Here is a 20,980-nt window from a genome sequence, read left to right as displayed (position 1 = left end):
GGAACAAGCATGGGCAATATGCCGTTGAACCGCCGGGAAGAGGCTTCCCGCATGGCTTTTGAAGAGGCAAAACAATATATTCCCGGCGGGGTGAACAGCCCGGTCCGGGCATTCAAATCCGTAGGATTGACCCCGGTTTATGTGGAGAGGGGCGAAGGCTCACGGATCTACGATATTGACGGCAACAGCTTCATTGACTACGTCTGCTCGTGGGGACCGCTGATTATGGGACATGCCCATCCTGAGGTGGTGAAGGCGCTGCAGGAGACTGCGGCCAGAGGGACAAGCTTCGGCGCGCCGACCCTGCTTGAGACCGCAATGGCCAAAACCGTGGTAGAACGCGTAGCCTCGGTGGACATTGTCCGCATGGTGAACTCGGGAACGGAAGCGACGATGAGCGCGATCAGACTGGCCCGCGGCTATACCGGACGCAGCAAAATCCTCAAATTCGAAGGCTCCTATCACGGCCATGCCGACAGCCTGCTGATTAAGGCCGGTTCCGGGGTGGCGACCTTGGGGCTGCCGGATAGTCCGGGCGTGCCGGAAGGTGTGGCCGTGAATACGATCACGGTACCTTATAATGACCTGGACGGGGTCAAAATGGCGTTTGAGCGTTACGGCAACGAGATTGCCGCTATCATCGTTGAGCCGATCGCCGGAAATATGGGCGTTGTGCCTCCGCTTCCGGGATTCCTGGAAGGTCTCCGCAAGGTGACTACAGGGTACGGGGCTTTGCTGATTTTTGACGAGGTGATGACCGGCTTCCGTGTGGACCGGGGATGTGCGCAGGGGCTGTTCGGGATGGACCCGGATCTGACCTGCTTCGGCAAGGTGATTGGCGGCGGTCTGCCTGTAGGGGCTTACGGCGGCAAAAGAGAGATCATGGAGCAGATCGCCCCGTCCGGCCCGATCTATCAGGCGGGCACACTCAGCGGGAATCCGCTGGCGATGGCGGCGGGCTACAGCACGCTTGCGCTGCTGACCCCTGAGGTCTACACCCGTCTGGAGTCGCTTGGCGCGAGACTGGAAGCCGGACTTAAGCGCAATGCGCAGGAGACGGGAATTCCGCTGACGATTAACCGCGTGGGCTCGATGGTATGTCCGTTCTTCACGGAGGAGCCGGTCATTAACTTCGAGACGGCCAAGACCAGTAACCTGGAGCTGTTCAAGCGTTATTTCGGTAAAATGCTGGATCAGGGCATCAGCGTTCCGCCGTCCCAGTTCGAGGGAATGTTCGTATCTGCTGCGCACAGCGAGCAGGATATTGACGATACGATTGCGGGCCATTACCAGGCCCTGAAATCGCTATGACGGCTGGACCGGAGGAGCTGTCCGGCCAGCATGGCGGCGGCGAGATCCAAGACGGAAGTGATGGCGCCAGCGACCCCTTCGCGGGCGGCGGCAAGTGGACCCGGCGCGGCGAATGGCTGGAAGCCATGCCTGGCCGGGTCATTACAGCGGCTGCCGACAAGCAGGCCGCCATCGATGCCTGGCTGCTGGGCGTAGCCGGGATGCCAGCGAAGCTGCACGCCCGGCTGCGCCGCGAGAACGGCATCCAGTGGCGGGGCGACCGGCTGCGGCTGGCCCTGTTCCCTCACCGGGAAGCCGGAATAGAGCCGGTATGGCAGGAGGCTGCGGCTGAGGTGCTGTTCGAGGACGACTTCTGCCTTGTGGTCCACAAGCCTGCGGGTCTGGCGGTTCATCCGGACGGAAGCAGCACGGAAGTGACGCTGGATCATCTCGTAGCCGCGCATTATGCGGCCTCCGGCGGAGGGATTCCCGTCCGCCATATCCACCGGCTGGACAAGGATACTACCGGACCTGTACTGTATGCGAAGAACGAATACGCCCAGCTTGTGCTGGATGAAGATATGCGTGAGAAGAAAGTATCCCGCCTGTATGCCGCGATTGTTGAAGGCATAGTGCCGCCGGAGCTTACGGTTATTGATGCCCCGATCGGCCGTGACCGCCATCATGCGGCGCGCAGGCGGGTATCCCCGGGAGGGCAGGAGGCGGTAACACGGATTGTGGGACGCGAAGCCCTGCCCGGCGGAACCGTAGTGAAGCTGCAGCTGGAGACGGGCCGGACGCATCAGATTCGTGTCCACCTCAGCCATACAGGGCATCCGCTCTTCGGGGACGACCTCTATGGAGGATCGGCCTGGCATACTGCGGGTATTCCTTCCGGCCACAGCCTTAAGGAGAAGCAGCCCCTTCGTTCGGAGCCTGGTCAGGTGAAATCTGCCATTACGGCCTGGTTCGAAGAGCAGGAGAAGGCAGGCCTTACCCCTGGTTTGCAAGTCCAAGGCAAGCAGACGCCAGCTCCACCTTCGAAGCCGGGAGTCAAGGCGAAGCAGGAGAGTTCCGACCGCCAGGCACTGCATGGCGAGAAGCTGATTTTCGCCCACCCCTGGACCCGAAGTAAGATCGAGGTATCTGATCCCTGGCCGGAGGATCTGCGCCGCCTGCGCGAGCAAATCGGCGGCGTAGATCAGGAGTAGGCCATTACCTAATCGGCTCCGTGAAGTTAAGTAACTCAATAGATGCCATGCCCAGCCGGGCCGCGTTTCTCTGATATCTGGAGGATTGCGGCTCGGCTTTTTAGTTGTTGTTCAGCGCGACCTCCCCCAGCCGAAACATCGAACAAGAAGTGGATTTATGTTATTTAATTTACGCACTATTACTCTCCAGGGAACGTTAAGTGGATTTAGGGCATCTAATTTTCTCAATATGTCCTATATGTTTATTTTCAGGTTATATAAGTGTTGTTGTTCCAACTGTTGCCGGATATTCGTAGATTTACTGGTGAACAGTTGCCCTTTTTCCACTTATTTCATTGTAGCCACCAGTTAGCCCACGTGCCCTCTGATACATTTCCGCGCTCAAGCCTGTCTTACTAATATGAGGAGATGATCTGGCTGTGAGATTGAGATGGAATCGCAGAGTGTTAGGAATCTTAGCCGTCTCGACCCTGGTGATTGCCGCCGGAATAATGGTGGTTGTGCAACTGAACAACAACTACGGTGTACTGGGTCTGGTTGCCCAGCTTCAGAGCTTCCGGGTGACGGTGGACAATCAATCGGACTTTGAGCTGAGTATTCTGGAGACGGGAGTGGTAACCGGCGCATCAGCGGAGGCGTCAGCAGACGAAGTTGGCAAGATACTCAAAAGCGGAAAAACAGTAAAAATTAAGCCCCGGCTTAGCTTAAGCGGTGAAGGCGGAGTTTATCTGAAGTATTCGGACCCGAGAGAACCGGACGTTCCCAAAACCATCGGAGTATGCTCCTACACCGAAACTTTATCCGGATATTCCAAGGTCATAATCACGAATGACAAGGTGACGGTTAAAGAGAAGTGCAGCTAATCTATGGAGGCTGACTGCTATTTTGGCAGCTTGGTCTCCAAATATCCCCTTTAATTTCCCTCTGCGCATTTACAATCCAGATATTTGCAGATTTCCAGTAACATTTGTAACTGACGGGCTTCCAATATATTGATAAAAATATTATGTAAGCGCAGTCTATTTGATGAACTGGGGGAATATTTGTGAAAAAAGTTACTAAGTTAATGCTCGTGGCCGGCATCTCATTGGCACTTGTCGGGGTAGGGAACAGCGGCGCTCTGAACAATGTCACTTCGGCAGCGAGTGCACCGCTTAAGGTGGGCCGGGTGGAAGCGGCTGCCCATGGCACCAAATGCTTCACCGTAGCGGTTGCTGTAGTCCAGAATGGCGTAATCGTTGCGGCTTCGCTGGATGATTATCAGTTCCTGGGCACCGATGTAGCCACTGGCGTACCGAACTCGGACAAGGATTTTGGCAAGAATTACAAAGACCCTAATATGGTGCTGGCCTCCAAGAAGGCCAACGCCAAATACTACAGTGAGCACATGACGGAAGAAGCCAAATCGACAGTAGCCTATGACAAGAACCTGGCGGCTATCGAGAAATTCGCAACAGGCAAAACTATAAAATCCCTTGAAGCTACACTGACTAACAAAAGCAAAGAGCAAGTTGTTGACGCTGTAAGCGGTGCAACTCTGGTGGATACTCAAGGTTACCTGAAGGCCATTCTAAGTGCGGCCAAAGCTGCAAAATAAACAGCTGTTCCATCATTTAAACGATGTTAACCCCTTCATGGCTGCGGCTGTGGAGGGGTTTTGCTATGCTGTTTCCATTTGTCGACAGACCGGCTCCGCTGTTCAAGAGAGTGGCACCCCTGCAATTATGGGTATAACAGTAATAAGTACAAATACATCAGCATGCGCGAGTATTCATAACTGGGGGGAAGGCCATGAAATGGCAGGGTAGAAGGGGCAGTTCTAATGTGGAAGACCGCAGAGGCCGCGGCGGCGGAGGCGGGGGCAAGCTGATTGGCGGCGGAATCAGCGGGATTGTGATTATAGTGATTGTTACGCTGCTGAGCGGAGGGAATATCGGCGATATTATGGGGAATTTGACCTCAACGGGTTCGGGCACGAACTCAAGTGTCCCTTATGAACAGAGCGCCCAGGAGAAGGAGTTATCCGAGTTCGTATCCGTGGTGCTGGCCGATACCGAGGATGTCTGGTCCGATATCTTCAAGGAGCAGGGGATGACTTATCAGGACCCGACGCTTGTGCTCTACAGCGGCAGCGTGAACTCTGCCTGCGGAACCGCGAGCTCGGCCGTCGGCCCGTTCTATTGCCCGGGGGATGCCAACCTGTATATCGACCTCAGTTTCTATGATGAGCTGCAGCAGCAGTTCAAGGCGCCGGGTGACTTCGCCATGGCGTATGTGATTGCCCACGAGGTGGGTCATCATGTGCAGACGCTGCTGGGCGCTTCCGAGCAGCTGAATTCGCTGCGCCAGCGCCTCAGCGAGACCGAATTCAACAAATATCAGGTCCGCTTTGAGCTGCAGGCCGATTATTATGCCGGGGTGTGGGCGCATCATGTTCAGGGCCAGAATCTGCTGGAGGAAGGAGATTTGGATGAGGCGCTGACCGCGGCGAGCGCAGTCGGGGATGATACGATCCAGAAGCGGGCGCAGGGATATGTGGTGCCGGACAGCTTCACACACGGAACGTCCGAACAGCGCAAGCGCTGGTTCTACAAGGGCTTTAACTCCGGCACGATTGCCGGTGGAGATACCTTTAAGGCTGCTGAACTGTAGCCTGCAACTGCTCTGTCACCACAAGAGCCGCCCATCCGTTTGACGGAGAGCGGCTCTTGTTCTTATTAGGGACATTATTATGAGGAGCCGTTTCTGCTCCGCCGGGAAGCTGGAATGTATGCCAAAAACAGCATACATTGTGCTGCCGCGCAGGCGCCCGGACCGAATGTATGCCAAAAACAGCATACATTGTGCTCCCGCGCAGGCGCACGGGCCGAATGTATGCCAAAAACAGCATACATTTGGCGGGTTCTGCCCGTCCCTCCCACGCAGTTCCCCCTGCGCGGGAACATGTGCTTACGGCTGCACATCATTCCGGTAAGACAGACGGTTGCGGCCAAGCTTCTTGGACTCCAGCAGGAGCTGGTCGGCATAGACATACCCTTTTTCCATAGAGGTCTTCTGATCCGGGTCTGCCTTATAGTAAAAGAGTCCGAAGGATGCCGAATAGGGCACGCGGATGATCTGCTCCTCGAATTCTGCACTTACGGTGTGACCGTGAAGGCTGTCCAGAATCTCCTGAATCTGCGTCCTGCACTCCTCGAAGGTCTTGTCCCTTAGAAAGAGCGTGAACTCTTCCCCGCCGCTGCGGAACAGAATATCCTGCTCCTGCAGATGCTTCTGCAGCGTCTTGGCAAAATGAACAATAACCCGGTCACCAACGGCGTGGTTGTAGCTGTCATTGATTTTTTTGAACCGGTCGATATCCGCCACTACAATTCCGATGTACTCCCCGCTCTGGTTCAGCTCCTTCATCATCTTGTCCATATGCGCCCGGTTATAGGTTCCGGTCAGGAAGTCGCGGTAAGCCATCTGCTCGAATTTGTCGCGTTCATACTTGTGCTGGGCACTCTGCGACTTCGAATAGAACGAGATACTGACTACATAGTTGAGCAGGAACAGGGCGATCAGCATCTCCCATTTCTCCATTTGCAGCAGCCGCAGCAGCAGAGCATTACTAAGAGCCACCTTGCTGAAATCCAGCAGATTCCGGCTTCGGAACAGTAGGTTCCTCGCTTCCCGGCGTGTCTTGATATCTCCCGACAAGGCAAAGGTCAGCACCAGGAAGGTGGAGGACAGCAGGGTGGTAACGCAGACCACGAGCAGGAACAACAGCCAGTATCCGAGAGGAAGCTTGTCCGCCAGGGGAGAGAGCGCCGTATACAGATAGTACGCAGCAGAGCCGCCCAGTGTGAACGAACCGATATTGTAGAAGGTATCCAGGAACTCTCCGGGATCGGCGGTTTTTGTTTTCTTTTTATAGAAATATACGATGAACCGGTATACAGTCTCGAACAGGAGCGTGCCGAGCGGACCGGCAAAAATCCCGAAGGAGGAGGTATAGCTGATGGCATAATCGATTGTTGAGTTCCCGCTCCGGGTCACAATCCGCAATTGGAAGTAGATGCTGGAGAAGATAGTGTATAGCAGTAATGCTTTTATATAGGTAGCGTCCAGGACTACAGCATGCGCGGGAATGAAGGCTATAGCCAGGGATGCGACAAATAGAAAAAGGTCAAATACCCTCGCTTTTGACATGTCGGAAATTTCCTTTCAGGATTTATACCGATTATACCCGAAAAGATGATTCTTGATTAAAAGATATTTTTGAAATTTGCAGGGAATGATCATATATCCCTTTCCGCCTGCCCGCAGCCTACATATACTATTCTGATTAGGGTGGAGCAGACTGCTCCTGTACCTAAATACATCTATAGCCGGGGAGAGGAATGCATGAAGATATTGCTGGTCACCTACTGGGGCCTCACCAATATGGGCGGAATTTGGACGTATATGAAGCAGCTGGCCGACAAGCTGGGCGAGCAGGGCCATTCCGTTACACTGATGGGCAGCCATGTGGAGAACAATACATTGTATTTGCTCAACCGGACGGAGTCTTTTGATAAAAAAGCCTTCTATTCGCTGCTGCTGCCCCAGCTTGATATCGGCCGGTTCCCCTCGCTGCATCTGGAGCATGGCATCTTCAGCTTTGAGCTGGGGCGTTACGTATTCGAGGGCGGCGCCGCTGTGCTGGGGCTGGAGGAATATGATGTCATTCATGCCCAGGACCCTATAGCCACATATGCACTGCGGCGGATCATGCGCCGTCCTGTTCCGCTGGTCGCAAGTGTTCATGGGGCATTGACCAAGGAGACCTACTATGAGTACAAAGGACTTGAGCCCGGACTGACCCGGGAGGCCTATGAGCAGCGGCCGATCTGGAGCTACTTCCGCAGGCTTGAGACATTGGGTGCCCAGGCGGCTGACCAGATTCTGGTCTCTTCGGAGTGGATCGGACAGCTTACGCAGAGCCTGGGGGTCAGCCCGGACCGTATTCATACCTTGCCGTACGGGCTGGACCTGCATCAATATGCAGCCAGGGCCGCAGAGACGCCGCCACTTCAATTTGCAGAAGGAATCCCTGTAATCATGTATGCCGGACGTCTTGAATATATCAAAGGCGTCCATGTGCTGATAGAGGCGCTAGGCATTCTGGAGCAGCGCTGTCAGCGGTGGATCTGTGCGGTGGCCGGAATCGGCAGCCTCCTGGAGGAGCTCATGGAACAGGCCCGCCTGCTGGGTATCGCCGGGAAGGTCCATTTCACCGGGAAATTGAACAATATTCCGGCTGCACTCCGGGCTGCCGACATCTATGTGCAGCCCTCACTCCAGGATACGCAGCCTTTCTCGGTTACAGAAGCGCAGCTTGCCGGGATCGCGCCGATTGTCGCCGGAACCGCAGGCATGCCGGAGATGGTCCGGCAGGGAGAGACGGGCTGGATTGTTCCTCCCGGAGATGCCGCTCAGCTCGCCCTGCAGATGGAGCAGCTGCTGGGGGATGAGGGACTGAGAAGACGCACCGGCCTCCAGGCTAAGCGCTGGGCAGAGCAGACCCGTTCGCTGGATGTCATGGCTGCGGGTACGCTGCATGTATACCAGAGAGCGGTCAATCTGCGGGCGGGCCGGCCGGGAATTCCGGATCACCTCCGGTTTGGGGAAGAACCGGGCGCGGGTGCGCTGCCGGCAGCTTTTCATCCGGCAGATGTGCTTAACGAGGGTGATCCGGGGAATCCGCTTGCCGTAACGATGCGTGTCAAGCTTCCGCAGCACTACTCTATTCCTGATGCACGTACGGCCCTTCCTCCCCTGGCATAGGCGCTGTCCGCAATTGAAGCGGCAAAGTTGTCATGCCTGCCTGATTGAAGCATATACATGAGGGGAGTAACATTTTGGGCTTATACTCTGGGCTTGTCTCAGGGATAGATTATGCCAAGAAGGAGGACATTTCCCGTGTTTGACCAGTCCCATGGCTTGCGGTTTGATATTTATGAACGCATTCACCTTTCGGAAGAGCTTCCGGGAATAGCAGAGCTGGAGGAAGTCGAGCTGGTTCCCGACATCCAGGTCATCCAGCGGGAGGACCGGGCCGAGCTGCACGGACAACTGCTGCTCACCGGACTCTACCGGGGGGAGGATGACCTTACACAGCGTCTGGAGCATGCAATTCCTGTTGAAATCACTGTTCCGCTGACCCGGGTCAGCTCACTTGATGACATAGGGGTGGAGATCGAGAATTTCGATATTGATCTGCTGACGATGCGAACCGTCAACATTACCGGAGTGCTCTCGCTACGCGGAATCGGAAGTGCAGATGTACAGCCGGCCTGGCAGCAGGAGGAATACACGGTAGCGTATTCGCCAGAGGCAGGAGACAGCAGGGCGGCTGAGGAGATAATCCGCAATCCGGAGAATGATACCCTGTATGAGAATTCGCTCTGGACCTATGGTGAAGGGACTGCAGAGGGCTCTGCGGAAGATCAGAACTCCGCTGCTCCGGCTCAGGCAGCAGCGGAGCCGCTGTACGCGGAAGATACTTCTTACAGCCAGCCCGCGGCCTATCTCTCCACACCCCTGAAGGACAAGGAACCCAGAGTAAGGACCCATAGCCTGGATACGGCTTCTTCGGCAGGCAGCAAGCCGGCGGCTGATAAGGCCTCCGCTCACTTCCTCACCTCCAGAGAGAAGACGGCACCAGCGGCTGTGAACGGCTCGGTTCAGGAGGACACCACGCTTCAGACAGGCACCGCCGCCTTGAACACTGTGGATCATTGGGGCAATGCGAAGCTTCATGCCGTGTCGCAGCCGGAGCCGGTGCTTACCTCCGCTGCCAACGATGCCGCTGCGCTGTTTGCCGGGAACGAAGGAGGGGAGGCGGCAGAGGAGATCCAGGCCACAGACAATGAAGTCTTCCTGTCTGCGGAATCTTTGTCTCCCCAGGAGGAGAAGCAGGATCTCAAGGTTGCCCTTGGCAGCAAAAAAGAACCGGGAGCCGCCGAGCAGGAGCCGCTCACCTTCTCCTCGCTGCTCAGCGCAAGCCGCGCCAACAGAGAGCAGGAGGAACTGCTCTCGGGCAATATAGACTCTGTAGCGCAGGCTGTTCCTGAGGCAGGCAATGATACAGCGTGGAAGAGCCGGTTCATCGGCGGGATGGGCGGGACAGAGCTGTTCCGCAAGGTACGGCTCTGCATTGTCCAGCGCGAGGAGACACTGGATACGATTGCCGAGAAATACCAGCTAAGCACCCGGGAGCTGACTATGTATAACCGGCTGTCCGGCCAGATTGTAGAAGAGGGACAGGTATTATACATTCCTTGAGATTGACGCTGTGCGGAGAATTTAGGCTTAACAGGAACAGCCCTTGCCTTACGGATGGGGCTGTTCCTGTTTCTTTGTGAAATCCGCTTCTGGTTTACAAACCGTTCAGCCGGGGGTAATAGTCACTACCGGCCTACATACATTACACATTCAGGCAGCTATGCGCTGGTACACTACTTCTGGAAGGATGATATATCACATGAAGAGAAAAGTGGCAGCCACTGCGGCCGCACTAAGCTTGACGCTCACAGTCTCGGCTGGAGTCTACGCCGCCAGTAATCTGCAGGAGATCAAGGCGCTCCTGAACAACAAAATCGGGATCGTCGTGAACGGCCAGGCGTACACGCCCAAAGACGGTAACGGCAAAACCCTCGCCCCGATTACTTACAACGGCATCACTTATCTGCCGGTACGTTCCATCGGCGAAGCGCTGAACACCGCTGTTACTTACGATGCTGCAACCAGCCGGGTCATCATCGGTGATGCGGCTGCTCCGGCTGTCTCCTCCGGCGGCTCGTCCGCAGGAACACCAGCAGATTCTGTGAAGCGGCCGAAGAGTCTGCCGGCGGACTTCCCGCTTCCGGCGGACGCGAAGATATTTGATCTGATCGAAGGCTCGGCGACCGGTAAGCCGTCCGCGACCTTCAGCTACCGCACGAAGCAGAGTCTGGAGACGCTCGGCAATACGTACAAGGACTATTTTGTACAAAAAGGGGCAACCTCCAAATCTGAGGAGGTCTCCGCCTCAGCCTTCTCGATTATTGATGCCGGAAGCACATTCTCCGTTACGCTGGATGGCGCTCCCGGAACGGGCAGCCATCAGGGCTTCAATGTGGTTCAAGTGATCTGGAGCGGGGAGTAGGCACCAAGGTACGTCTGCTGCGCGCCCTTTGTGTATATGCTGGTTGACTAGGGATAACACTGAATGTATTATTGAACTAAGTAATAACTAGCATAAAGACTGGGAACGGGAAGAGTAGGCGGTCAGCCCTTCAGAGAGCGGGATTATCATTGGTGTGAATTCCCGCAGGATGCAGCCCCCGAAGTCGCCCCGGAGTTGCCCTTCTGAGCTTGTCTTCATCATGAAGACCGGTTAGGATGCGGCCGGTTGCAGCCGTTACCCTGCATGAGTGTCGCGCTAAGCTTCAGGAACCTGTAAGGGAACTTAAGGCAGTGGTTTATTTTTTATTGGCGCGAAACAAAGGTGGTACCGCGAAAGAATGGCCTTTCGTCCTTTGAGACGAAGGGCCTTTTTGTATTCTCAGAAACCGCTAGCTACTCAATACATTTAACAGTGGAGGGTTCACAATGGCTGATAACAACAATGCGGCAGCAGAGCTGCCGAACCAGCAGGAAGCGGCAGAAGCTACCGCTTCAGCTAATCACAAGCAGAGCGACATGCCGACTACATATGATCCGGGAGCGGCAGAGAAGAAATGGTATGCGTACTGGATGGAGAAGGGCTTCTTCGAAGCCGGCAAGCGGCCGGATGCAGAGCCTTACAGCATCGTGATTCCGCCGCCGAATGTAACAGGAATGCTGCATATCGGACACGCGCTGGATTTCACGCTTCAGGATGTGCTGATCCGCACCAAGCGGATGCAGGGATATGATACCCTGTGGCTGCCGGGTACAGACCATGCAGGGATTGCTACACAGACCAAGGTAGAGCAGAAGCTGCGCCAGCAGGGAATCTCCCGCCATGATCTGGGACGTGAGAAGTTCCTGGAGCAGGTGTGGGCTTGGAAAGACCAGTATGCAGAGACTATTCATGACCAGTGGGCCAAGATGGGCCTGTCCCTCGATTACTCCCGCGAACGCTTTACCTTTGATGATGGAATGAAGAAGGCGGTAAGCAAGGTATTTGTGGAGCTGTACCAGAAGGGCCTGATCTATCGCGGCAAGCGGATTATTAACTGGGACCCGGCTGCCCGTACAGCGCTGTCGGATATCGAGGTTGAATACAAGGAAGTGAACGGGCATCTGTACCATCTGCGTTATCCGCTGAAGGATGGCAGCGGCCATATCACGGTGGCTACCACGCGGCCCGAGACGATGCTGGGCGATACAGCGGTAGCGGTACATCCGGAGGATGAGCGCTATAAGGATCTGATCGGTAAGACGCTGATTCTGCCGGTTACCTTACGTGAGATTCCGGTTATTGCCGATGAATACGTAGATAAGGATTTCGGCAGCGGTGCAGTTAAGATTACACCGGCGCATGATCCGAACGACTTCGAGATGGGAGTCCGCCATAACCTTCCGCAGATCAACGTAATGGATGAAGGCGGAGTGATGAATGAGGAAGCGGGCGCTTACCAGGGAATGGACCGCAGCGACTGCCGTAAGGCCATCGTAGCCGACCTGAAGGAGCAAGGCGTGCTGATCTCCATTGAGGATCATGTACACCAGGTTGGGCACAGTGAGCGTTCCGGGGCCGTAGTAGAGCCTTATCTGTCCACCCAGTGGTTCGTCAAAATGCAGCCGCTGGCAGAAGCAGCCATCGCTGCACAGAAGGACGGTGACGGGGTCCACTTCGTGCCGGACCGCTTCGAGAAGACGTACCTGAACTGGATCGAGAATGTCCGCGACTGGTGTATCTCCCGCCAACTGTGGTGGGGCCACCGTATTCCGGCCTGGTACTCTGAATCCACCGGGGAGCTTGTAGTTGCACATGATGAAGAAGAAGCACGCCGCATCAGCGGGCTGTCTGACCTGAAGCAGGATGAGGATGTTCTGGATACCTGGTTCAGCTCGAACCTCTGGCCGTTCGCTACCTTAGGCTGGCCTGATCAGGACAGCAGCGACTATCAGCGTTACTATCCGAACAATGTACTGGTTACCGGCTACGATATCATCTACTTCTGGGTAGCGCGCATGATTTTCTCAGCCATGGAATTCACTGGCCAGAAGCCGTTCTCCGATGTGCTGATGCACGGACTCGTACGCGATGCCGAAGGACGCAAGATGTCCAAGTCTCTGGGCAACGGTATTGATCCGCTGGATGTAATCGAGCAGTACGGCGCTGACGCCATGCGCTATATGATTACTACCGGCAGTACAGCGGGCCAGGATCTGCGGTTCCGTATGGAAAAGGTAGAGCAGGCGCGTAATTTTGCCAACAAGATCTGGAATGCCTCCCGGTTCGCGCTGATGAATCTGGAAGGCGTAACCTTTGAAGATATTGACATTACAGGTGAGCTTGGCACAGCGGACCGCTGGATTCTGCACCGCCTGAACGAAACTTCCCGCGATATTACGCGTCTAATTGACTCGTACGAGTTCGGCGAGACCGGACGCCTGCTCTACAACTTCATCTGGGATGATCTGTGTGACTGGTATATCGAATTCGCCAAGCTCTCGCTATACGGAGCGGACGCAGCTGCCAAGGCCAAGACCCAGTCTGTTCTGGCTTACGTGCTGGACCGCACACTGCGGCTGATTCACCCGTTCATGCCGTTCATTACGGAGGAGATCTGGCAGCATCTGCCGCATCAGGGCGAATCCATCACCTTGGCCGAGTGGCCGAAGTACGATGCGGCGCTTGAGAATCCGCAGGCAGTATCAGAGATGAACCTGCTGATGGATATTATCCGGGCCGTTCGCGGTATCCGTGCGGAAGTGAATGCGCCAATGAGCAAGAAGGTCGAGCTGATTATCAAGGCCGGCAGCCAGGACACCCTGGACATTATTTCCCGCAACGACAATTACATCGGGCGCTTCTGCAACACCTCTTCCTTCGAAGCAGGCCTTGCGCCGCAGACGCCGGATAAAATGATGTCCGCCGTGGTTACCGGAGCGGAGCTGCTTCTGCCGCTGTCCGGTCTGATTGATATCGATCAGGAGATTATTCGTCTCGAAAAAGAAGTTCAGACCCTGAACAGCGAAGTGGAGCGTGTGGAGAAGAAGCTCAGTAATCAGGGCTTTGTGGCCAAAGCTCCGGCGAAAGTCATCGAAGAGGAACGGGCGAAGCAGGCGGATTATTCCGACAGACGCGAGAAGGTGCTGGCCCGTATTGCAGAACTGAGAGGATAACAGACATGGAAGAGATCACCTGGAGCGGCGCTGCCGCTCCCTTAAGTTCTTATACAGAAGCCGTTGACTGGATCAACAGCCTGATTCCTTTTGGAATCCGGCCGGGTCTGGAGCGGATAGAGCTGCTAATGGAGAAGCTCGGACATCCGCACCGGAAGCTTAAGTTCATTCATGTGGCGGGGACCAACGGCAAGGGCTCGACCTGCGCCTTTTTGACCTCGGCCCTTATTCAGAGCGGATATTCGGTGGGGACCTTTACCTCTCCTTATATCACAAAGTTCACGAACCGGTTCCAGTACAACGGGACGGATATTCCTGAGGAGACGCTGCTTGCGCTTGCCAATCAGCTGCGTCCGCTGGTAGAGGAGATTGCGGGCACTGAGCTAGGCTCACCGACCATGTTCGAGGTGGCGACGGCGCTCGCGATTCTCTATTACGGCGAAGTCTGTTATCCCGATGTAGTCGTATGGGAGACGGGGCTTGGGGGAAGGCTGGATGTAACGAATATCGTTACTCCGGTTGTGTCGGTCATTACCAATGTGGGACATGACCATACCGATGTGCTGGGAGATACGCTTACGCTGATTGCCGGCGAGAAAGCCGGGATTATTAAGCCGGGCGTTCCTGTAGTCAGCTGTGTAAGCCAGCCCGAGGCTGTAGCTGTATTGAAGGCCAAGGCGGCGGCTACCCGCTCGACACTCTATTTAGCGGGAGAAGATTTCAGCTATAGTAATGTTGAGCAGAGAGACGGCTGCCAGCACTTTACCTTCAATGGGCCATTCCGCGGGCTTGAGCTGGATATTGCTATGAAAGGCGAGCACCAGCTGGAGAATGCGGCCGGGGCCATGATGACGCTTGAGGTGCTGCGGCAGTATATGGCCTTCATGCTTGAGGACGAGGATGTGCTGGAGGGCTTCCGGGGCACATTCTGGGCCGGAAGACTGGAGGAAGTGAGCGTCTCGCCCAGAATTATTCTGGACGGCGCGCACAATCCGGAAGGGGCTGAGAGCCTTGCGAAGAGCCTTCCGCAGTTCCAGCCTTACGGTAAATTAAATTTGCTCATGGGGATGCTGGCAAATAAGCATCACGAGTCGTATCTCAAGCATATACTGCCTATAGTGGATACGCTCATCCTGACCGAACCGGATTTCCGTAAGAAAATGGACGCGGAAGATCTGCAGGCGATCGCAGAAAGTCTGCGGAGTAAATATGCCAAGGAAAACTTGGAAATCATAGTAGAACGTAATTGGGGCCAAGCGCTGCAGAAGCTGCAGACGATCACAGCGGACGATGACCTTGCAGTTGTGTCCGGAACGCTGTATTTGATTTCTGATGTGCGCAGTACGCTTTTACGGCAACCCGATTCTGAAAAAGGCTGGTGACGAACTGTTGGATACTACTGAACGTGTGCATTTTATAGGGATCGGCGGCTATGGTATGAGCGCGATTGCCCGGGTGATGCTGGAGATGGGATATACAGTTACAGGCTCTGACGTAGCTGCCCAGGAGTTAACGGAGAAATTGATTGCCAAAGGTGCCAAGGTCTTCATCGGGCATACGGCGGAGCAGGTAAAAGGTGCGGATCTGGTCGTCTATTCCACGGCGCTTGCCGCGGATAATGTGGAATGGGTGGAAGCGGAGCGTTTGAAAATTCCGATTCTGCACCGCTCGCAGATGCTGGCTCGGCTGCTGAATGAACGCAAGGGCGTTGCGGTGGCCGGAGCGCACGGCAAGACTACCACCTCTTCCATGATTGCTCTGGTGATGGAAGACTGCGGCGTGGACCCTACCTACATTATCGGCGGGGAGATTATGAATGTCGGCACGAATGCCAAAGCGGGACAAGGGGAATTCGTCGTGGCAGAAGCCGATGAGAGTGACGGCTCGTTCCTGCAATACCATCCTTGGCTGGGAATCGTTACGAACATAGAAGCTGACCATCTGGAGAACTACGGCGGCGACTTCGGCAAGCTGAAGGATGCTTATGTTCAGTTCATGAATCAGCTGCGCGAGGACGGGACAGCTATCGTATGTGCGGATGATGAGAATCTGAAATCCCTGCTGCCTAAGGTAAAAGGTACAGTGATCAGCTATGGGATCGAATCAGAGACGGCTGATTATACAGCGACTGATATTGTTCTCGGCGACCGGCAGGTATCCTATACGATGAACCATGGAACTGAGGTGTTAGGCCGGATTGAGCTCTCTATTCCGGGACAATACAATCTGTATAACTCTATGGCGGCAGTGATTTCCTGCCTGAAATCGGGCATTGCCTTTGAAGCCATTGCGGCTGCGATTGTGAAGTTCCATGGCGCCAAACGGCGCTTCCAGGTGCTGGGCGAGGTTGACGAGATTCTCGTCATTGATGATTATGCGCATCATCCCACAGAGATTCAAGCTACGATCAGCGCCGCCAAGGCAACCGGCAAACGCATTATCGCCGTGTTCCAGCCGCAGCGCTACACGCGTACCTTCTTCCTGCTGGATGCGTTCAGCCGTGCGTTCAGCGAGGCGGACGAAGTGATTATTACCGATATCTACTCCCCTGCGGGTGAGAAGCAGATTGAGGGCGTCACCTCCGCCAAGCTGGTAGAGCTGATCGTACAGAACAGCAACGCCGGTGCGCGGCATCTGCCGACGAAGGAAGCTGTGCTGGCAGATCTGCAGAACCGGATCGCTCCCGGTGATCTGGTCATCACCATGGGTGCAGGCGATATCTGGAAGGTCGGTTATGCGCTGGCAGACAGCCTGAAGAACCGGTAAGATAGCATCGCATTGATTACAGAAACGGCTCCACATTCCTTTAATAGGGAGTGTAGGGCCGTTTTTTTGCATGCGAAGTTACTATATTCCCCATAGAATCGCAGGATTGAGCACCAGCTCGGCAGCGGGGAAGGAACTGCGTGGTCAAGCACCCGAACTTGGGTAATAGATCCTAGATGTCCCGGGCAGTCCAGGGCGAATTGATCATTGGAGAGTAGGAGAAGAGGCCATGAAGGAACCGTTGCTATTCATTTCCGCAGAGAATCCATATCCGCAGGATAGCGGGGGCAAGCTGAGAACAGGCAATATTCTGAAGCTTCTGCAGGGCAAATATGAGGTGGAGCTCATCACCTATGCCAATCCCCGGAAGACAGGGACGCCGGAGGAACTTCCGTCACTTACAGTGTATGAAGTAGAGCGTACGGTCAGCTACCGCAGAGCGCTTCTCCGTTCCCTCTATACCTGGCGGAACTGCTCGTATATGAGCCATGTTGATGTGGACATGAAGGCCAAGATTATAGAGCTCTGCCGCCGGAATTCCTACGGTCATGTATTTATTTCGCACAGCCTGCTGGGCTGCTGCATCGACATTGTACAGCGCTGCTTGCCTGACACTGTGATCATTACCGATGCGCATAATTTCGAGAGCGGATTGTCTGCACAGCTGGCAGGCGGGAAAAAGGGGATCGCCAAGGTCTACTATTCCCTTAATGCTATATGGACGCGCAGGGATGAGCTGAAGCTGATGGACAAGACCCATCTGCTGCTGACTACTTCGGAAGAGGATGCTCTGGCCTTCAAGGCACTGTCTCCAAGCCGGTCGCAGAAGGTTCATGTCATTCCCAATTTCATACGCATGGAGGATTACCGGACCAAGACGTTGCTGTCCAAGGAGCAGTGGATTATTCTTCCGGGTAATATGAACTACTTCCCTAATATTAACGCAGCCCTCTACTTCTACCGTGAGGTATATCCTCTGGTTAAGGCGAGGGTACCGGACATTAAGTGGTATATTGTCGGACGGGATGTGCATCCGGAGGTAGCGGCACTGGCCTTGAAGGATTCCTGTATCGTCATCACCGGGTATGTGGACAGTGTGGCGGATTATATACGCAAGGCGCAGGTGGTCGTAGCTCCGCTCCTGGAAGGCAGCGGGACAAGGCTGAAAATTCTGGAAGCCTGGGCGCTGAGGACTCCTGTCGTATCCAGTTCCAAGGGGGCAGAAGGGCTGCTCTATGAGCATTCGCAGAATATTATGATTGCCGATGACCCGGTTTCCTTTGCCGATAGTGTGACACTGCTGCTTCAGGATCATGAAAGAGGAGTAGTGCTTGCGGACCGTGCATACGAGATTCTGCTGGCGAATTATGAGGCGCAAAGTGTCAAGGATAAGCTGCTTCGTCTGGTCTGAAGGGATGTGGAAGGTAAAATAATTATTTTTCCCCATAAATCGACAACCTTCTCAGGGGAATTGCGTTACTATAGATCTACATCGAAAGTTTCACATTTCTGGGCTGGATGTCATCCGGCCTTTTTTGTTTCGTACATATTCATACACATTTACATAGAACCAAGGAGCTATAGCCATGAGAGAGAGAATGCTGTTCCTTTCTGCCCGTAGTCACACACCGGGAGACCGGGAAGGAGACATCAGAACAGAGAATTTCCTTAATATGCTGCTGGAGCGGTTTGATATTGATCTGCTGGAGTATTGCTACCACCGCCGCGAGACGCAGATTCTGCGCAGTCCTGCCCTGACCGTGCATCAGGTGAAGCGGCCTGCATCCACCCGCAGAAGCCTGCTGTTTCCGCTGAACAGGCTCCGCAAGGATGCCTCGATGATCGGCAATGACAAGTCGCTGCGGGCGGTAATAACCGAGATGTGCAGCCAGCATGCCTACAGCCATGTGTTTGTCTCATATGCCATGCTCGGCAATGGGCTGGATCTGGTCGCCTCGCTGCTTCCCGGGGCTGTTATCGTCACCGACGCCCGCCGTGCCGGTGGCATACGGGTGCAGAGCCGGGCGGCTGGCAAGCGGGGAATAAGTACAGGCTACCGCAAGCTGAATGATGCGCTGATCCGCCGCGAAGAGCGCCGGTTAATGAACAAGACCAGCCTGCTGCTGGCCGCTTCAGAAGATGAGGCGCTGTCCTTTAAGGCGCTATCCTTTGCCGATGCAGGCAAGGTGCATGTTGTTCCGCCGTACATTAATCTGAGTGCCCCCCCTTATGCGGCTGCGGGAGATACTGCCAAGGATAACTCCATCGTTCTGCACTGGAACATGTATTCCACTGACGGCAAGAATGCAGCGCTGCTGTTCTTCAAGAAGGTATATCCGCTGATTCGGGCGGCGGTGCCGGATATCCGTTGCTGCATTATTAGCAGAGAGGTGCACGCAGAGGTCGCAGCTGCCGTCCGGAAGGACTCTTCTATTTTAATTATCAGTGAAGCTATACAGACAGCCGATTATATCCGCAGGGCCAGAGCTGTGGTTGCCTCATGCTGCGAGGACTGCGGCGCTCAAAGCAGCATTCTGGAGGCCTGGGCCCTCCGCACGCCGGTGGTCAGCAGCCTGAAGGGCTCGGAGGAGCTGCTCTGCGAGCCGGGACGGAATATCCTGCTGGCAGGAACAACGGCTGACACTGCCGATCATCTGATCAGGCTGCTGACCACGCCGGAGCTTGGCTCCATTATTGCAGATCAGGCCTACCGGACACTGAACAGGCATTATGCAGCAGACGGCGTGAAGGCGAAGCTGCTTAGTCTGGTGTAAATATATTAAAATAGCATATCTCTCTCGCATCTTTCATATCTTTCAGTATAGAACTGAAGATCGCGAGGTGAGGGTATTGAATAACGGAAGAATGACATTCCGCTTCGACGGGAACCAGGGCAGACAGCGGACAGAGACGGCAGAGCGCCGGGCAGTGAACGAAACCGGTGTGGTTCTGGAGAATAAGGACACTGACAAGGTGCAGCACGGGGAAATTAAGACATCCTCCTATTCCAAGGCCGATGAATATATTGTGGATCTGGAGAAGGTGGAGTTGCCCCGGCCTGTAGAGGCAGCTTACTTGAAGCCCCCGGGCTCCGGCCGCCGGAAACCGAAAGCTCCTGAGGATAACTATGATTTGGGGCTGTATTCTGTTGTCCGTCCTGCTTCTGCAAGGCATCTATGGGAAGAGAGTGAAGATTCGGAGGATCATTCCTTCTATGGAGGGGCAGATGAAGAAGGTCTGCATTCAGCAGATGAGTACTACCCGCTGTATGAAGATAACCGTGAATCCGCTACAGACAGTCATGATCCATCCGGAGTTCAAGGGAATAGCTACGGCGGCTCTTATCATACCCGCCGTCCCTCGTATTGGTGGAAGTTCGCACTGTCCGTCGCTGGAGCGCTGGGAACGGGAATTCTGCTCGGATACGCAGCCCTGTCATTCATCACAGGAGGGACGGGGGAGACTGCTAAAGCTCCCGGCAATGCAGCGGTTAAGACAGGAATTACTCAGGGGCAAAAGGCGGCAAACAGCGGTGACGCGTCTGACATTACGGGCGTGCCTCCTGAGCAGACGGGAGAAGCGGTGAGCACGCAGATTCCGGTTCAGGTTGCGCCGCAGAGCTATTATCTGCTGCAATATGGCGTTTTCAGTACACCGGCAGGAGCGGAGCAGGCCCGGCAGGAGCTGCTGACCGCCGGCCTTGCCGCAGGTCTTGACCCGGCAGACGGCAACCGTGTATACGCCGGATTGTCTCCTGACCGTGAGCAGGCCAAGCTGCTCAGCAATGGCCTTAAGGGGCAGGGCATCGAGCTGTACGTGAGAGAAGTGGCCCTGCCAGCGGTGAACCAGGTCCGCTATACCGGAACGGCGGCGGCGGTGGACAGCTACTTCAAGCTTAGCAGCCAGCTGTTAAGCGAGCTCAGCAGCTTGTCTGCTTCCCTGCTTGGCGGGGGGGACAGCGGGAACGCTGGCGGAGCGGTAAGCGATCTCCATATGCAGTGGACCCAGGCAGTCAAGGCACTGGAGCCGGGCCTCACACCGGAAGGGCAGAGAATCGCTGACGGGCTGGAGAAATCCATGAGCCAGGGGATAGCCGCCCTGAACGAATACAATAAGAATAAGGCGGAGGGGCTGCTCTGGGAGGTGCAGGAGGCCATGATGAGCTTCCTGACCGGCCAGAAAAGCCTGTTGTCCGCCATGAGCTGACAGCTGAGGCGTACTTCACTGCTGACTATAGGCTAAATAAATGATCCCCCGTACCAGGCGTTTGCCCGGCGGGGGATTGCTGTATTTCCAGACATAATCCTGCGGTGTGATAAGATCCGCAGGCTGCTTACGTGGTAAACATTCCCTGGATGGATTTTGAGTTT

General features: G+C 55.1%; 15 protein-coding genes and 1 other annotated feature. Of the genes, 14 read left to right on the top strand and 1 reads right to left on the bottom strand.

The window, feature by feature from the left end:
* Positions 1 to 9: 9 nt before the first annotated feature.
* The 5 genes from hemL to NST69_RS23925 all read left to right on the top strand — a co-directional run bounded on the left by hemL (position 10) and on the right by NST69_RS23925 (position 5,153).
* Entirely contained in the window at positions 10 to 1,311 is a 1,302-nt protein-coding gene (gene hemL, locus NST69_RS23945; protein WP_342547312.1) for a glutamate-1-semialdehyde 2,1-aminomutase, read from the top strand.
* Positions 1,308 to 2,501 carry an RluA family pseudouridine synthase gene (locus NST69_RS23940; RefSeq protein WP_342547311.1) on the top strand — a complete coding sequence of 398 codons (1,194 nt, stop codon included), beginning with the start codon at positions 1,308 to 1,310 and terminating at the stop codon, positions 2,499 to 2,501. The genes hemL and NST69_RS23940 overlap by 4 nt, the downstream gene beginning before the upstream one ends.
* Before the next feature lie 419 nt (positions 2,502 to 2,920).
* Complete coding sequence (locus NST69_RS23935; protein ID WP_342547310.1) at positions 2,921 to 3,364, top strand: hypothetical protein; 444 nt, start codon at positions 2,921 to 2,923, stop codon at positions 3,362 to 3,364.
* A 182-nt stretch (positions 3,365 to 3,546) separates the two neighbouring features.
* Positions 3,547 to 4,098 (top strand): hypothetical protein, encoded by a 552-nt coding sequence (locus NST69_RS23930; RefSeq protein WP_036725930.1) that lies wholly within the window; start codon positions 3,547 to 3,549, stop codon positions 4,096 to 4,098.
* A 194-nt stretch (positions 4,099 to 4,292) separates the two neighbouring features.
* Entirely contained in the window at positions 4,293 to 5,153 is an 861-nt protein-coding gene (locus NST69_RS23925; RefSeq protein ID WP_340980081.1) for a neutral zinc metallopeptidase, read from the top strand.
* Between the two features lie 297 nt (positions 5,154 to 5,450).
* Here NST69_RS23925 and NST69_RS23920 read toward each other — a convergent pair whose 3' ends face one another.
* The gene (locus NST69_RS23920) at positions 5,451 to 6,692 is read right to left on the bottom strand and encodes a GGDEF domain-containing protein (RefSeq protein WP_339311292.1); all 1,242 of its coding nucleotides are present in this window, start codon (positions 6,690 to 6,692) and stop codon (positions 5,451 to 5,453) included.
* A 195-nt stretch (positions 6,693 to 6,887) separates the two neighbouring features.
* Between NST69_RS23920 and NST69_RS23915 the strand changes: the two genes are divergently transcribed.
* From NST69_RS23915 to NST69_RS23875, 9 genes are all read left to right on the top strand, one after another.
* A complete protein-coding gene (locus NST69_RS23915) occupies positions 6,888 to 8,309 on the top strand; it encodes a glycosyltransferase family 4 protein (protein WP_339250528.1) in 1,422 nt (473 codons plus the stop codon).
* 135 nt (positions 8,310 to 8,444) lie between these two features.
* Positions 8,445 to 9,809 carry a LysM peptidoglycan-binding domain-containing protein gene (locus NST69_RS23910; RefSeq protein ID WP_342547307.1) on the top strand — a complete coding sequence of 455 codons (1,365 nt, stop codon included), beginning with the start codon at positions 8,445 to 8,447 and terminating at the stop codon, positions 9,807 to 9,809.
* Between the two features lie 199 nt (positions 9,810 to 10,008).
* The gene (locus tag NST69_RS23905) at positions 10,009 to 10,671 is read left to right on the top strand and encodes a stalk domain-containing protein (protein ID WP_342547306.1); all 663 of its coding nucleotides are present in this window, start codon (positions 10,009 to 10,011) and stop codon (positions 10,669 to 10,671) included.
* 92 nt (positions 10,672 to 10,763) lie between these two features.
* Positions 10,764 to 11,048 (top strand) — a binding site (T-box leader).
* 159 nt (positions 11,049 to 11,207) lie between these two features.
* Complete coding sequence (locus tag NST69_RS23900; RefSeq protein ID WP_342550215.1) at positions 11,208 to 13,844, top strand: valine--tRNA ligase; 2,637 nt, start codon at positions 11,208 to 11,210, stop codon at positions 13,842 to 13,844.
* A 5-nt stretch (positions 13,845 to 13,849) separates the two neighbouring features.
* Entirely contained in the window at positions 13,850 to 15,226 is a 1,377-nt protein-coding gene (locus tag NST69_RS23895; protein ID WP_342547305.1) for a folylpolyglutamate synthase/dihydrofolate synthase family protein, read from the top strand.
* 7 nt (positions 15,227 to 15,233) lie between these two features.
* The gene (murC, locus tag NST69_RS23890) at positions 15,234 to 16,610 is read left to right on the top strand and encodes a UDP-N-acetylmuramate--L-alanine ligase (protein ID WP_036725920.1); all 1,377 of its coding nucleotides are present in this window, start codon (positions 15,234 to 15,236) and stop codon (positions 16,608 to 16,610) included.
* Between the two features lie 229 nt (positions 16,611 to 16,839).
* Positions 16,840 to 18,021 carry a glycosyltransferase family 4 protein gene (locus NST69_RS23885; protein WP_342547303.1) on the top strand — a complete coding sequence of 394 codons (1,182 nt, stop codon included), beginning with the start codon at positions 16,840 to 16,842 and terminating at the stop codon, positions 18,019 to 18,021.
* Between the two features lie 175 nt (positions 18,022 to 18,196).
* The gene (locus tag NST69_RS23880) at positions 18,197 to 19,384 is read left to right on the top strand and encodes a glycosyltransferase (protein WP_342547302.1); all 1,188 of its coding nucleotides are present in this window, start codon (positions 18,197 to 18,199) and stop codon (positions 19,382 to 19,384) included.
* Between the two features lie 76 nt (positions 19,385 to 19,460).
* Positions 19,461 to 20,816, top strand: coding sequence for an SPOR domain-containing protein (locus tag NST69_RS23875; protein ID WP_342547301.1), 1,356 nt, complete (start codon positions 19,461 to 19,463; stop codon positions 20,814 to 20,816).
* Positions 20,817 to 20,980: the final 164 nt, after the last annotated feature.

This window comes from Paenibacillus sp. FSL P2-0089, assembly GCF_038595095.1.
Lineage (GTDB): Bacteria > Bacillota > Bacilli > Paenibacillales > Paenibacillaceae > Paenibacillus_AQ > Paenibacillus_AQ silagei.
This window is presented reverse-complemented; position numbering and strand designations above follow the sequence as displayed.

Bases quoted from the DNA above. Each gene is read 5' to 3' on its own strand.
- NST69_RS23900 (WP_342550215.1), top strand. From the start codon at position 11,208: ATGCCGACTACATATGATCCGGGAGCGGCAGAGAAGAAATGGTATGCG.
- NST69_RS23925 (WP_340980081.1), top strand. From the start codon at position 4,293: ATGAAATGGCAGGGTAGAAGGGGCAGTTCTAATGTGGAAGACCGCAGA.
- NST69_RS23895 (WP_342547305.1), top strand. From the start codon at position 13,850: ATGGAAGAGATCACCTGGAGCGGCGCTGCCGCTCCCTTAAGTTCTTAT.
- NST69_RS23940 (WP_342547311.1), top strand. From the start codon at position 1,308: ATGACGGCTGGACCGGAGGAGCTGTCCGGCCAGCATGGCGGCGGCGAG.
- NST69_RS23905 (WP_342547306.1), top strand. From the start codon at position 10,009: ATGAAGAGAAAAGTGGCAGCCACTGCGGCCGCACTAAGCTTGACGCTC.
- NST69_RS23920 (WP_339311292.1), bottom strand. From the start codon at position 6,692: ATGTCAAAAGCGAGGGTATTTGACCTTTTTCTATTTGTCGCATCCCTG.
- NST69_RS23915 (WP_339250528.1), top strand. From the start codon at position 6,888: ATGAAGATATTGCTGGTCACCTACTGGGGCCTCACCAATATGGGCGGA.
- NST69_RS23880 (WP_342547302.1), top strand. From the start codon at position 18,197: ATGAGAGAGAGAATGCTGTTCCTTTCTGCCCGTAGTCACACACCGGGA.
- NST69_RS23885 (WP_342547303.1), top strand. From the start codon at position 16,840: ATGAAGGAACCGTTGCTATTCATTTCCGCAGAGAATCCATATCCGCAG.
- hemL (WP_342547312.1), top strand. From the start codon at position 10: ATGGGCAATATGCCGTTGAACCGCCGGGAAGAGGCTTCCCGCATGGCT.